At 43.0% G+C, this 13,871-nt stretch carries 10 protein-coding genes and 1 pseudogene; 4 read left to right on the top strand and 7 right to left on the bottom strand.

The window, feature by feature from the left end:
* Positions 1 to 199: 199 nt before the first annotated feature.
* Together FNW02_RS12535 and FNW02_RS12530 are read right to left on the bottom strand one after the other, a co-directional pair.
* Positions 200 to 556, bottom strand: coding sequence for a hypothetical protein (locus FNW02_RS12535; protein WP_191757871.1), 357 nt, complete (start codon positions 554 to 556; stop codon positions 200 to 202).
* Positions 557 to 605: 49 nt separating this feature from the next.
* Positions 606 to 1,052: pseudogene (locus FNW02_RS12530) on the bottom strand (hypothetical protein).
* Positions 1,053 to 1,126: 74 nt separating this feature from the next.
* Between FNW02_RS12530 and cimA the strand changes: the two are divergent.
* A complete protein-coding gene (gene cimA, locus FNW02_RS12525) occupies positions 1,127 to 2,776 on the top strand; it encodes a citramalate synthase (protein WP_191757870.1) in 1,650 nt (549 codons plus the stop codon).
* Between the two features lie 132 nt (positions 2,777 to 2,908).
* Positions 2,909 to 3,118, top strand: coding sequence for a hypothetical protein (locus FNW02_RS12520; RefSeq protein WP_191757924.1), 210 nt, complete (start codon positions 2,909 to 2,911; stop codon positions 3,116 to 3,118).
* Between the two features lie 296 nt (positions 3,119 to 3,414).
* Here the strand turns inward: FNW02_RS12520 and FNW02_RS12515 are convergent, their stop codons facing one another.
* Positions 3,415 to 3,648, bottom strand: coding sequence for a hypothetical protein (locus tag FNW02_RS12515; protein WP_191757869.1), 234 nt, complete (start codon positions 3,646 to 3,648; stop codon positions 3,415 to 3,417).
* A 160-nt stretch (positions 3,649 to 3,808) separates the two neighbouring features.
* Between FNW02_RS12515 and FNW02_RS12510 the strand changes: the two genes are divergently transcribed.
* Positions 3,809 to 5,941: an NAD(P)/FAD-dependent oxidoreductase gene (locus FNW02_RS12510; protein WP_191757868.1), complete on the top strand. Its 2,133-nt coding sequence runs from the start codon at positions 3,809 to 3,811 to the stop codon at positions 5,939 to 5,941.
* 65 nt (positions 5,942 to 6,006) lie between these two features.
* On the opposite strand, the gene FNW02_RS12505 is transcribed toward FNW02_RS12510, so the two are convergent.
* The 4 genes from FNW02_RS12505 to FNW02_RS12490 all read right to left on the bottom strand — a co-directional run bounded on the left by FNW02_RS12505 (position 6,007) and on the right by FNW02_RS12490 (position 11,492).
* Positions 6,007 to 7,560 (bottom strand): hypothetical protein, encoded by a 1,554-nt coding sequence (locus tag FNW02_RS12505; RefSeq protein ID WP_191757867.1) that lies wholly within the window; start codon positions 7,558 to 7,560, stop codon positions 6,007 to 6,009.
* Between the two features lie 428 nt (positions 7,561 to 7,988).
* A complete protein-coding gene (locus FNW02_RS12500; RefSeq protein WP_191757866.1) occupies positions 7,989 to 9,488 on the bottom strand; it encodes a hypothetical protein in 1,500 nt (499 codons plus the stop codon).
* A gap of 116 nt (positions 9,489 to 9,604) precedes the next feature.
* Entirely contained in the window at positions 9,605 to 10,375 is a 771-nt protein-coding gene (locus FNW02_RS12495) for a TIGR03943 family putative permease subunit (RefSeq protein WP_191757865.1), read from the bottom strand.
* Between the two features lie 61 nt (positions 10,376 to 10,436).
* Positions 10,437 to 11,492: a permease gene (locus tag FNW02_RS12490; RefSeq protein ID WP_191757864.1), complete on the bottom strand. Its 1,056-nt coding sequence runs from the start codon at positions 11,490 to 11,492 to the stop codon at positions 10,437 to 10,439.
* A gap of 987 nt (positions 11,493 to 12,479) precedes the next feature.
* On the opposite strand from FNW02_RS12490, the gene FNW02_RS12485 reads away from it, so the two are divergent.
* Positions 12,480 to 13,838 carry an ATP-binding protein gene (locus tag FNW02_RS12485; RefSeq protein ID WP_191757863.1) on the top strand — a complete coding sequence of 453 codons (1,359 nt, stop codon included), beginning with the start codon at positions 12,480 to 12,482 and terminating at the stop codon, positions 13,836 to 13,838.
* Positions 13,839 to 13,871: the final 33 nt, after the last annotated feature.

Genomic DNA, 13,871 nt, shown 5'->3' with positions numbered 1-13,871 from the left:
GACTAGTACCGCTACGGAATTCGTAATTCCCATAGCGCAAGCGTTTCATTAATTGAGAATGAGTGGTTTGGTTCCATCATGCTGTACTAGTACAGTACAGTTAAGAATAAGCTAGACAGTTAAAAACAAACAAAAAAACAGATTTCACGAGCATTATAGACTTCTATATTCTGTCTAGCCCCTTTTGTTCTAGCAACCGCTACCATAAGGCTCGAATTGGTTCGTTGCTTTGATTTCCATCAGTTGATTGAGTATCAGTGAATTGGGTGTCTGTTGTATCAGTTTCATCGGTCGCGTTATTCTGAGCAACGCTAGTCCTGCTTTCATCTCTGTCAGATGCAACACTGCCTCTGCTTTCATTTGTTTGAGATGCATCATCATTCCTGCTGCCAGCAGTACTATTAACATTGATATTCGCTGGAAGGACTCTGGCTTTTTTGTCAGTGGGAGCGTTAGCGCTTTGTTGTCCGCCCATAGGAAAGTTGATGCCCAGTAATGTACCAAGCAGAATCGCCAAGCCGCCAGCCATGAGAATTAAGGGTGTCCATCTACCCATCTTGTTTTGCTCCTTTTTAACCTTCTGGTGTCCACACTATTTGAGAACCTTAACCGGAAAATCCATCAAATTTTGTCACTTTCACATTACCTAAACCTGAATTTGGCAGGCTAAAAGCAGGTCTGCTGTAGGAGAATGAGAAGAAAGCGATCGCATTTATCAGGTCTTGTGGTTTAACCACAGACTATCGCCGCTCTTTGCCACGCCAATTCGCGGCTGATACTTCGCTTTCTACCTTAACCGCACAGGTAGCACAACTGCCGATTATGTGACAGTTTATTACCTTAGCACCGCTATTGTAGAGGTCAATACCATTTTGCTGCAAAATTTTTCGTAAATTGGCTCCGATATCGTTCGTATATGACCTAATCCGTCTTTTGCTCAAGTGCAAACTGAAGGCAAGACGGATAGATGCTTGCTTAAAGCAAGTGTGGCTGAGTGGAGGCACTACGTCCTCGCATTCAATTGTTTTACCTTCAGCTAGAACCTTAGGCATTTTTAGATTGCCAAACTGGGTTTTTGTTGTATATTGACACATTGCCTTGAAAGTTGTCTCGTCGGTGCAGTTTTATGACCACAAATCCCTCACCTCAACTTTGGCTCTATGACACCACACTACGGGATGGCACTCAGCGCGAGGGGCTATCAGTATCGATAGAAGATAAGTTACGCATTGCCCGCAGACTCGATCAACTGGGAATTCCTTTCATTGAAGGCGGTTGGCCTGGTGCTAATCCTAAAGATGTACAATTTTTCTGGCAACTCCAAGAAGATCCGCTTAAACAAGCAGAGATTGTAGCTTTTTGTTCAACTCGACGCCCTAATATGACTGCCGCAGATGAACCGATGCTACAAGCTATTCTGGCTGCGGGAACTCGCTGGGTAACGATTTTTGGCAAGTCTTGGGATTTACATGTCACAGCAGGACTGAAGACGACATTAGAAGAAAATTTGGCGATGATTGGCGACACGATTGAGTATCTCCGTTCTCAAGGGCGTCGCGTTATCTACGATGCCGAACATTGGTTTGATGGCTACAAGCACAATCAAGATTATGCTTTACAGACATTAGAGACAGCGATCGCAGCTGGTGCTGAATGGCTAGTTCTCTGTGATACCAATGGTGGCACTTTACCCCATGAAGTTAGCCAAATCGTTCAAGATGTGGTACGGGTGACTGGGGACTGGGGACTGGAAACTAGGAAAAACTCTTCCCAATCCCCAATTCCCAAAATAGGAATTCACACTCATAACGATTCGGAAATGGCGGTTGCTAATGCAATAGCCGCCGTTATGGCAGGAGCAAACATGGTACAAGGCACAATCAACGGTTACGGTGAACGTTGCGGTAATGCCAACCTCTGTTCGTTAATTCCTAATTTACAACTGAAGTTGGGTTACAGTTGTATCAGAGAAGACCAGCTAACCCAACTTACAGAAGCTAGTCGTTTTGTCAGCGAAGTAGTGAACCTTGCCCCCGATGAACACGCTCCCTTCGTAGGACGTTCGGCTTTTGCTCACAAAGGCGGTATTCATGTATCAGCCGTGGAACGCAATCCCTTGACTTACGAACATATTCAGCCAGAACAAGTCGGAAATCGTCGCCGCATCGTAATTTCTGAACAGTCTGGACTCAGCAATGTTTTAGCTAAAGCCCGCACTTTTGGGATTGAACTCGATCAGCAAAAGGCAGAGGCTAGGCAAATTCTTCAGCGTCTTAAAGATTTGGAAAGTGAAGGATTTCAATTTGAAGCGGCAGAGGCAAGTTTTGTACTGTTGATGCACGAAGCTTTGGGAGGCCGCCAGCAGTTCTTTGAAATCAAAGGGTTTCAAGTCCACTGTGATTTGATTGAAGGAAAAGAAACTAGCAACGCCTTAGCCACAGTTAAAGTAGCTGTTGATGGTAAAAATATTTTGGAGGCGGCAGAAGGCAACGGCCCAGTGGCAGCTTTGGATGCAGCTTTACGCAAGGCTTTGGTGAACTTTTACCCGCAAATAGCGACTTTTGAACTGACAGATTACAAAGTGCGGATTCTTAACGGACATACGGGCACGGCTGCAAAAACCCGCGTGTTGGTAGAATCAGGCAATGGTCATCAACGCTGGACAACAGTAGGGGTTTCGACCAATATTTTGGAAGCTTCCTATCAAGCTGTAGTTGAGGGCTTGGAATATGGTTTGTTGTTGCATTGCCAAGCGGAATCAGCTTTGAAAGCTTGACATTGACAAAAATCACCACATAGTCATAGGTCGTCTAGGCTCTGTTTTTTATGAGAATCTGGAAGCGATCGCAAAACATTATGCGATCGCTCCTGTTTTCTGCTCAATCAACTTGTGCAGGAGGAGCTAGCCGTGTTTAGAAATAGGCGCATCAGACCGATACAGGAAGCAGTGGAAGCATGGAAAGAGCATGGTCGTACAGACAAGTACCTAACTCAATCACAAGCACAGCGAATTTATACAAAGATCCTAACGGAAGCGATCGTTAGAAAGCACTTGTTCTGGCGTTATTCAGTAGTATGGGAAAAACAGTGTATTGCAGGCAACCAAGAAACGTTATAATTTCAGACTCAGCTTTTTTTGTGCCTTTTTCAACCCGTCGAACTCACCTTAAAAAGTAAAACTAATTCCTTTTACCTTGTGCCTTTTTCCAGACTAGTGCCCAGTACTGATATCGTTAAATTAGTGGCTTATGAGCGTGATTGCAAAAATAGCAGCCCAATTGCCAATTCCAGACAAATAATAATTGTTACTCCCACACCTAAAATACGATCTGCAATATAGGCAAAGATATAAAAAACTAATGCTGCGAATAAATAGGCAATGCTTACGACAAGGACTTCATCCTGCACAATTGTCTAGGAGAAATTTTCCCAGGCTTGGGCAAGCAATTTGCTCAGCCAGCGTCGTTGTTGCCGATCCAGCATTGAGTCATCCGCTAGCACTTGAGCGGTTAATTCTTCCAAGGATTGACCCTGAGCACGGACAATTTTAACAACTCCAGCGATCGCAGCAGCAACTAATTCTTCATCAATAGGCTTTTGTCGTAAGGCAACAATTTCTTGGGGACTGTCTGGAATAGGATAATTCATGGCGTGGGTTAATAGAAATAAAAAATGAACAATAAATTTGACAAACTCTTAAAATTTCTTCACTGAATCTTTATGCAACTATTAGGGCGGAGTCTAGCGTACTTTCTGCCTTTGTAAAATCTGTCTTAGTGAGTAGATTGATCGGAGATGTCAGGGAAAGATGAGAGAAATCCTTTATTTAGAAATTCCGACTGCGGATACGGCGTCTGTACGTAACTGGTTGCAAACAGATTTTAAACCAGGCAATGGGGAAAAGGTGCTGACCCCGGAAGGCTTTCGCTTGAGAACACCTGCTGGAAATACAAATGCTAGTGGGGCTATTCCCGAAAAATTACCTAGTGAACTTTCTGTATTTGTTTGGTCGGTGCAACGAACTACCTATCTGAAAGTCTTCCGTTGGGCAGATCAACCTTTTCCGGGAGAAGGGCAAATCCTGCAACGTCTGACCACAGAAATCAGGAGCCGTTTTCCGCATCGCTACCCGGAACCGCCAGCGATTGATTTGTCCCAACAATCAATTTTTGCAGCACTCAGCTCTGTCTATCCCCTCACCGTCAAGTACTTTCAGAAAATGCCCAATGGGGAATATGACCTCAAGCGTGCCTACTGGTGGGAACAAAGATGGCGTGAAGGGGTACGCAATCCCCAGGAGCCGCATCAAGTTGTGTTTTCCTCAGCAGGAACAAGGGCAGGGGGGGCAGGGGAAGCAGGGGGAGATAAAAAAATAGCATCCTCTTCCCCTACTTACGACATCATTTATATTGGCGGTGCGTTAGGTGTGATTCATGCAGCAGTGATGGCAAAACTGGGATATAAAGTTTTGCTACTGGAGCGAATGCCATTTGGGCGGATGAATCGAGAATGGAATATTTCCCGCGATGAGATTCAAAGCTTAGTTAACCTGGGTTTGGTAACAACTGCCGAGTTAGAAACTATTATTGCCAAGGAATACAAAGACGGCTTTAATAAGTTTTTTGATGCCAATAATCCGTCTAAACTGCGATCGCCTGTCTTACACACACCCACAGTGTTAAATTTAGGCTTAGATTCCGAGAAATGGCTACGGATGTGTGGGCAAAAGTTACAAGCAGCAGGCGGTGAAATCTCGGATGAAACAGAGTTTATCCGCGCAGATATTGACAAATCACAAGTAATCGTTACAGTCAAGCATTTACCCAGCCAAACTGAGAAGCAAGTAAGTGGACGACTGTTAGTAGATGCAATGGGATCTGCGTCTCCAATTGCTTGGCAATTAAATGGTGGTCGTGCTTTTGACAGTGTATGTCCGACAGTAGGAGCTGTAATTGAGGGCGGATTTGATCCTGGGGTGTGGGACTCTCAGTATGGGGACGTTCTTTACAGTCACGGCGATATCTCGCGGGGAAGACAGTTAATTTGGGAATTGTTTCCTGGAGCAGATGAAGAACTAACAATTTATTTATTTCATTACCACGAAGTAAATTCGCAAAATCCTGGTTCCTTGCTGGAGATGTACGAAGACTTCTTCACGATTTTGCCAGAGTATCGCAGGTGCGATATGGACAAATTAGTGTGGAAAAAGCCGACATTTGGCTATATACCGGGGCATTTTAGTATAGACAGTAGTGATCGCACAGTTGCCTTTGATAGATTGATTGCGATCGGTGATGCAGCATCACTCCAGTCTCCCCTGGTTTTTACTGGGTTTGGTTCCCTGGTTCGCAACTTAGAGCGCCTAACAACACTCTTGGATACCGCCCTTAAGCATGACTTATTGAGTTTCCGACACTTGAATCAAATTCGTGCTTATCAAAGTAATGTTTCCGTGACTTGGTTATTTTCCAAAGGCATGATGGTTCCCACAGGGAAATTTTTACCACCCCAACGGATTAACTCCATGCTCAATACCTTCTTTGGGTTGTTAGTAGACGAACCCCCAGAAGTGGCAGATAATTTCATCAAAGATAGGTGTGATTGGTTAACCTTTAATCGCCTAGCACTGAAGGCAGCTCGCAAAAATCCTACCTTGCTGCTGTGGATTTGGGAACTTGCCGGGCCAAGAGATTTGCTCAGGTGGCTAGGTAATTATTTTAACTTTGGTCGTCATGCCCTCGTCAGTGCCTTGCTGAGTGCATGGTTCCCGCGCTTCCTGAACCGGATTAATCCTTGGCTAGAAACCCGCTATCCAGGATTGTGGTTGCGTCTGCTGACTATTAATTATGCGATCGCTAGCGGTAAACCGCGATCGCCTCATCAGGTAGCAAAAATTACCCCAGAAATAATTCAGAAATCAGAAGCAAGAATTATGAATTAGTCTAGAGTCATTAATCATTGGTCATTAGTTATTCAAATGACAAATAACTAATGACAGACAACTAACTATTGACTATTTGGGCGAAAATTGGGCAGTTCCACAGATGCTAACGACTTGCGTCCCTTGGGTGGACGTTGAGGATAAACCACTGGTGAAGGCGAATTGGCATCATTGGTGTTGTCATCTAATGAATTTTCGGATAAATTAATTGCCGATAATTCCAACTGTGACCAGTAATCTTCAGTTTCTTCAGCAGTCGTCTCGATCTGAGGTGAAGTAGAGGAAACTGATAAGTTATTGGCTGGTGAGATTGCAACATCTGCTGTCCAAGAAGTAGAGGTAGTTGCAGGAGGATTTATTTCTTCCTCAACTGGCTCCTCAAACTCCTGTCTTGATGTAATTTCTAGTTCTTCGTCCTCATCATCTTCTAGAATTGTTGCTAAGGATTCCCAAGTCGGCGTACTAGCCTGATTACTGTCTGGTGGCGGTGAGGCAGATGCAGTCCCAGAGGCGAAAAACATTTGAATGAGACTATCTAATTGCTCATCTAGGTTTAATGACCCTAAAGGTGAAACTTCTGGTGTATTTGGAGAATCATCAAGTTCTGGCGAAGGGTCTGGTTGTGCTGGTGTCGGCGTATCTTTCTTAACTGACCAGTTCCAAGGTGATGGGGGAGGAGTTGAAGCGGGTTCATTTCTTTGGTATGAGGCTGGTATTGACGATTCACTCCAAGGACTATCTAGATTCTCAGTTAAGTCTGATTCTCCTGACCAAGGTTTGATTGGCTGTGCGTCGGGAAACAAAGACCGAGCTTTTCTCGAAAATCTGCCTTGTCCGCTGGTTATATCTTTGGGATGTTTTGCCGTATCGTCTAGAGAGTCATAACTGGGGACGGGTGTATCTAGACATTTTTCCAGAGCTGCTTTAAATTGCAAGGTCTGGCGTTGCTGTCGCATCAGTCTAGTACGTAGCTCTCGACCAGTATTTTCTGCGAGCAATAGCTGCTGAGACTGTTCGCTGTAGTTAGTTTGCAGCAAAGCACATTCTCGCTCTAATTGAGCAAGACGTTGTTGGCTAATTTGTAACTGCGCTTTATAAGTTTCAATGAAAATCTCTTGGTGTTGAACAGTTTGTACAGCAGTTTCTAACTGTTGGAAAAGGGACTTTATTTGTTCTTGGGCGGCGGCTAGTTCCTGAGTGTGTTGGTTGAGCATCGACTCAGTGACGCTGGAGCGGGTTTTCTGCCACTGCAAAACCTTTTCAGACTCAGCTAAGTCGTCTTTTAGCTGCTCGACTTGCTCATACAAGCCATTGTTAGCAGTACGTAATTCTTCATTCAACGCCAGCAACTTCTGAAATTCCAAGTCAATAAGTACTTGTTTGTCTTTTTCCGGCTCTGCAACCCAGTCTTGCTGAGTGGTATCTTGTGAGAACTGTGGAACTTCAGTCTCGTAATGTGTATCTTCGGCCGGCTTGAGGAGTGGCAATTTTGTAATCGCCATATTTTCATTAGGCACAACAGAGTAAAAAGGACAACTCGCCTGCTCCGATTGTGGCAAGTTAGCAGAATTTAGGGATTCCATCACAGCCCCTTGGTTTGAGGTGTCAGCTTCATTCATCACTCTTGACCCACCTGCTTAAAAATATTCAGCAGTGCTGGCGTTAGCATTGCTGATCAACTGTGTCCATTGAGGGTTTACTCTAGATGCCAAGTTTAACTCTCTCCAAGCATGAGTAATTAGTCATTAATTTAGAGTTCCCCATTTTGCATCTAGAACTGATGCCGTTATAACACTATGAGGCTCTACCCCGTCAAGCTTCGGTATGACAGGGGCTTCTAGTTCAAATGCTAATGCGGGGTCTGATCCTGCTTGACTTTAGTAAATAATTATGGTTGTATCGAGCCGACAAAAATTTACACGCTAGATAATACCAATTCAATTAATGATTGCAACAAATCCTTTGCTAGAGACGTTGCAATGCAACGTCTCTACATGTTCTGTCTCAGCACGGGCTAAACGCCTCGCTACTGCTAACAGCACTATTTTCAAGATAGCCAACGAGGACGAAATCCAACTAAAGGTAATTGTTCTGGTCTAATTTCAACGGTTGCAGCGTCGGCGATCGGTAATAGGGGCATTAACCACAGGCTACTGGTAGCGATCGCATCTCCATCATCTGTTTTCAACATGTTTTCAGGTAGTGAGCCTGTGGGGTTTGGCTGTGGTACGACTTGATCAACTAACAAGCCCAAACCGTCGGGGGATAAACTCATTTGCACATTCCGTTGTTCAGGAGGGAGCACTAGCAACGGTTTTTGTTGTGCAGTTTTCAGATCAATCGCCACTACATAAGGCTGTTCTATGTATTGTTCCTTTGACACTAGCTGTGTTAGCAAACAATAGAGGGTGGGTGAAGCCGTATCAAATTGGCAGTTGATAATTGAGCCTGTTGTTTTTAATAATTGTCTCTGCACGCCTTGGTTTGTCACTAAAAACAAATCTCGCGTGTAATCTGTATTAAACTTCACCATTGCAGCTTGAGAGCCATCTTTGGAGAAAGCCTGTACTAAGCCAAACTGTGGCAGAAAATCCAGAGGTTTGTTCGCATCACCTTGCAGGGGTAAAATTGCTGCTCCCTGTCCTTGAGCTACTGCTACGGCTTTACTATCTGGTGTGATCATAAAGTCTCCTCCCGGTTGGCTTTGCAGGCGTTTTAGGGTAGGTTTTTCTCCAGAGTTGTGGCTGGTTGCTGACATGAACCATAGCCCAAAGTCACCGGGATTAGCTCTGTTTCCTCGCTGGATGACAATAGTTTCTCCATCAGGTGATAAGTCAAATTTGAGGTTTTGATAGTCTTTACTGTCTAAAATTAGGTCAACTTTAGCGGCGGGTTCTGCTTGTTCTCCAAATTTTGCAGAAATGCCTGTTGTCACTGTGTACAACTGAGCCGAAAGTAAGTCTTGATTATTTGTAGTGCGAGCAGAAAATAAAATTTTCTCCCCATTGGGAAATGGCTCAAAGTCCATTACAACTAAGTCTTTAGGGGTGAGTACTCTTTTTTGCTCTTGAGTCAAGTTATAGAGAACTAACTGCCCTCGTTCTTCTGGATTGGCTCCGATGTAAAGGATGACGCGATCGCGTGTGCGGAAGCTACCTGTAAAGGGCTGTATCACCCTGTTTTTGCCTTCTTGTTGGACAAACTTATCTTTCGCTCCCTGCAACTTCACTTGATAATTTGTGCCATAGGGGGCTGGTGTCAACAATGTATACACCATCCGCCGCCCTGCCCAACTTACTTTACCTGCTAGAGGCGGATCAATCTTCAAGTTGTCCTCTACGCTTTTTGTGTCCATTGGGCGGCTAAAGTTAAGGGTGAAGGAAATATCTTCTGCCCCAATTTGTTGGTTTTGCCAGCTAAAATTTCGGACGCGAGCTGAGACTGCATCACCTTGCAATATCATGAATCCAATCAGCAGACTCAGCAGTAGCATTAGTGCGATCGCCATGCGATCTAGTGGTTGGATAAATGTTTTGGATTTGGCCATTGATCATTAGTTATTGGTTATTAATTATTGGTTATGAACAAAGGACAAATGACAAAGCGAAAAGTTCTGCGGGAGGGTTTCCCTCCGCAGGAAACTTTTAAAGAGAGGACAAATGACTAATAACTATAGGGATTTTTCGGTTGAGGTATCTTTTTTAAAGAGGTAGCGGCAATGGTAAGCTGACGTTTACCTGCCAGATTTTCTGTCACCATTTGTCCTTCTACTTCTAGCCAATTATCTGGAGAGAAACGCTCTTGATTACTTTGTAGTTTGACTGGCAATCCTATGGGGTAAGCGTCTGCTGCACAGCAAGTTAGGACAAATCGGGCCAAGAATAAATATTCTTTTCCTATATCTGGCGGGTGCATCACAAATCCTTGCACTTTGACTTTTTGTCCTGTGTATGCATCTGGTTCAGGATAAACGTTGACAGTGCGTACCCAGTCTACGAGCGATCGCTCCTCTGGACGAACAGTAGCCCGAAATGCTTGGGGTTTGATGCGTGCCGTTCCCAATAATTCAGTCACATCGCGCTGGAGTGCCTTGTCACTGGCAAAGACTTGCGGTGTAATGATGAAACCCAAAATCGCTGTTGTCAACAGCAAACTACTACCCCAACCAGGAGGAAATAAAGTACTATGCTGGGCACTTGGCGGTAAATCACGGCGACGCCGTCGCCAAAGTTCCTGTGCTTTAAAAAAACCAATAATGATTAAGCCGACACTACCCACTATTGTCAACCCAAAGTAATTTGGATGAATCAACAAATTCAGCTTGCCAGTTAGCCAGTATTTCAGCATCAAAATTCCCCAAGCTGTAATTGCTAGCACATCCAGCCAAGGGAGTAATTTATTGGGTGTTTTAGATTTGCGGTTTTGGTTAGTCATTGGTCATTAGTAATTGGTCATTAGTCATTAGTTAAGAACAAAGAACAAATGACTAATTTTTTTAAATGACATGTAAGTTAATGAAAAGTGTGAGCAAAAATGTCAATTGAGCGGCTAAAGCAAATAGATAAAATATAGCTCTAGGCTTAAAAATTGATAACATCAAGCCCACAGATTTGATATCAATCATTGGGCCAAACACCAAAAATGCCAACAAAGAACCACTACTAAAAGTCGAAGCGAAAGACAGAGCAAAAAATGAATCTACTGTAGAACAAATTGACACTACTGCTGCTAATATCAGCATGGCTACAATTGAGCTAATGGGGCCAGCACCCAGACTGAGAATCAATTCGCGGGGAGCTAGCACTTGAATAGCCGCAGCGATCGCACTGCCTATAACCATTACTGCGCCCAATTCCCGCAATTCTTGGATGCTATTATCCACTAATAGGCGCAGTTTATCTGCCAGTGGTTTACTAGGGCTATAAGCTGAGGCAGTTGTCTGCATTAAATCATTATCTATCCGCGTGGGTATACCCGCTTTTTCTCCAATCAAGTAAGTCCCCGATTGTAATAAACTAGGTGCTGTTGCTTCACGTTCTACTTGATAACGTCCCCCGCGGTGTTTGAGTTCAGATTTGGAGGGAGGATTAAACTTCAAATAACGAGCGATCGCAGGCTGAACGATAGGACTTAAGTCTTTTTGAAAGCTGAAAACAAAACCGATAGTTGTGGCGATAAATAGAGAAAATACGACTCGTAACACCACTATTTCGGGTTGATCTCGAAACGCCGTCCAAGTTGACCAAATCACAATTGGGTTAATTGTCGGTGCTGCTAATAAAAAGCCAATTGCCACTGGTGTGGGTACTCCCTGCATCAAAAACCGCCGCGCCACTGGCACATTGCCGCACTCACACACCGGAAATAACATACCGATCATGCTGCCGAATAAAGCACCCAGCAGTGGATTTTTGGGCATTTTTTCCACCAATTTGCGCTCATCGACAAAAAATAGCAGCAAACTGGAGAATAAAACCCCAAGAAGCAAAAAAGGCATCGCCTCGACTAGCAGACTTAAAAATAGCGTAAAACCATTGTTCAGTTGATTCATGGGCGTCGCAGTCAAAAGCGGTTTTGAGTTTTAGGGTTTTGCCTAGTCATTCTATCGAAATGGGGATCAAAAGCATGTAGGGACAATTAAACAACATTTGAACAGCTAATTGCTCTTTATTTTCGAGTAACGCTTAAGCGCTATAAAACTTTCCTCATCCTAAATAAGGATTTTACCTGAGTGTATTTACTGTCAATGACTATTCATAAGATTGTCTAACTTCAGAAATGGTTCCGATTCTAGAGGGCAAGTAGCTAGCTACTTGTACAATGTTTAATCACTTATGTTTATACTTACCGTAATTTGTTTGATAGTATGTTAACCGAGCCGTATTTTCATCAAGGATTCACAGTTATTCAACATTTGGGGATCGTTGGTACTACAGTCCTCGATTCTGCTTATTTCAAGCAAAATCTGCTCTAAGCTTTAGTTGATTGATTACTACAAAAATTCTAAAACTGCAAGAACAGAATTTAGTAGATGCGATACCTGTTATTAAGCTCATCCCACCTCTAAAAGGGGATGGGATTTCATGTTGACTGTTGACTGTTGACTGTTGACTGTTGACTGTGGCTACCTTAGCAGCTTTGCTACTTAGCTATTTAGTATATAGCTGTACCTAAGAAAGAGTGAACGAATAAGCCTTGCAGCCAAAAGTGCAAAGCTGCAATGATTTTATGAACAGAAGAAAGCCTACTAGTACGAAATTAGAGTTTTGACTTGGAAGCAGATTTAGTTTGTATAGTCACGATTTTTCATTACACAGGTATTGTTGTATACGCCCCAATACTTCTCGTATAAGTACTCTTCACCCCTTCCCCTTTTCCCTTTCCCTTTTAACTAAAAAGTATTGGTATATGCCTCTTGTTTCAACTTTCCTTTCTCTGTGAAGACTCTTAAGCTTCTTTTTCGCCATTGAACAGAGACTCGCAAAGGCTAAAGTGTTAATTTATTGTTTACCTGTCTTTGTAAAAATCAGGGTGTCTTGTGTTAGAAGAATTCAGTTACAAAATCTCACCACCATTTTTGTCTGAGGGTAACGATCGCGATCTCGGTTTAGGGTCAACCCTTGAAGAACTGCCAATGTACAACTTCCAAGTAGAAATTAACTGTACTGGTGCAGAAGTCGCTAATTTTTTTGAAAAATATCCCTTGCTACCAGGAGCAATCTTAGTAGAACAAGGAAAGTTCACGGGGATGATTTCGCGGCGACGACTGCTAGAATTTTTGATTCGCCCTCATGGACAAGAGTTGTTTATTCAGGAACCGTTAAGCGTTCTCTACAGCTATACGCGGACGACGATTTTGCTGCTTCCTGATACAACGCCGATTTTGACTGCGATGCAACTTAGCCTCAAGCGATCGCCAGAAATGTTAGCAGAGCCAATTGTAGTCCAGACCGCATCTGGTGTCTACAAATTATTAGATGTGCAAGAGTTGAATATTACTTCTTGGCAAATTCAAGGAATCGAAAATCTAGTGCGGTATGAACGCAGCCAAGTTCAAATAATTCAAAATGATAAAATGGCTCATTTGGGGCGTTTAGTAGATGGAGTAGCACACGAAATTTTAGATCCTGTAGGTTTTATTTGGGGTAACTTAACTTATGTCTCAAACTACAGTCAAGACTTACTGAAGCTAATAGCGGCTTATGACAAAGAGTTATCATCAATTCCCGAAGAAGTTCTTCAGATTAAAGAAGAGATTGAATTTGATTTTCTCGAACAAGATTTATCGCGATCGCTTGCTAGTATCCGTACTGGAGCAGAAAGATTAAAAAAGCTCGTTACCAGCTTACAAAATTTCTGCCATATTGATGAGATTTATCCCAAACCAGTAGATTTACACGCCTGTATAGATAGTATTATTTTATTAATTAATAGCCGTTTACAAGGAGAAATTGAAATTATTAAAAATTATGGTCAATTGCCCCCAGTGTATTGTTTTATGGGTCAGCTAAACCAGGTTTTGATGAATATTTTAAGCGAAGCTGTAGATACTTTACTGAATGAAGCAGTACGCCAGCAATTGCACCTAGAGGACATAAAAACTGTTCAAAAACCTCGAATTGAGATTACTACAAAAGTTATTTCACAGAAAGCAAGCAACCCAAATGCGCCAGATTCTCGCTGGGTGTTAATTCGCATTGCTGACAATGGCCCTGGAATGTCTCAGGAGTTACAACAGCAAATTATTGAGTCTTTTTCTATGGAAAAAAAGGCTGGTAAAGAGACTAGTTTAGCAGTAAGCTATCGGATTATTCTGGCAAAACATGGTGGTAAGTTAAATTTCCGTTCCCAACTGGGTTTAGGCACTGAATTTGAGATACTTTTGCCTTTGGTATAGCAATATATAATAAATTAAACCACAGATGAATAT

This window comes from Komarekiella delphini-convector SJRDD-AB1 (genome assembly GCF_014831675.1).
In the GTDB taxonomy this organism is placed as follows: Bacteria; Cyanobacteriota; Cyanobacteriia; order Cyanobacteriales; family Nostocaceae; genus Komarekiella.
Note: the sequence above shows the minus strand (reverse complement) of the source record. Positions and strands in the feature narration are given on the sequence as shown.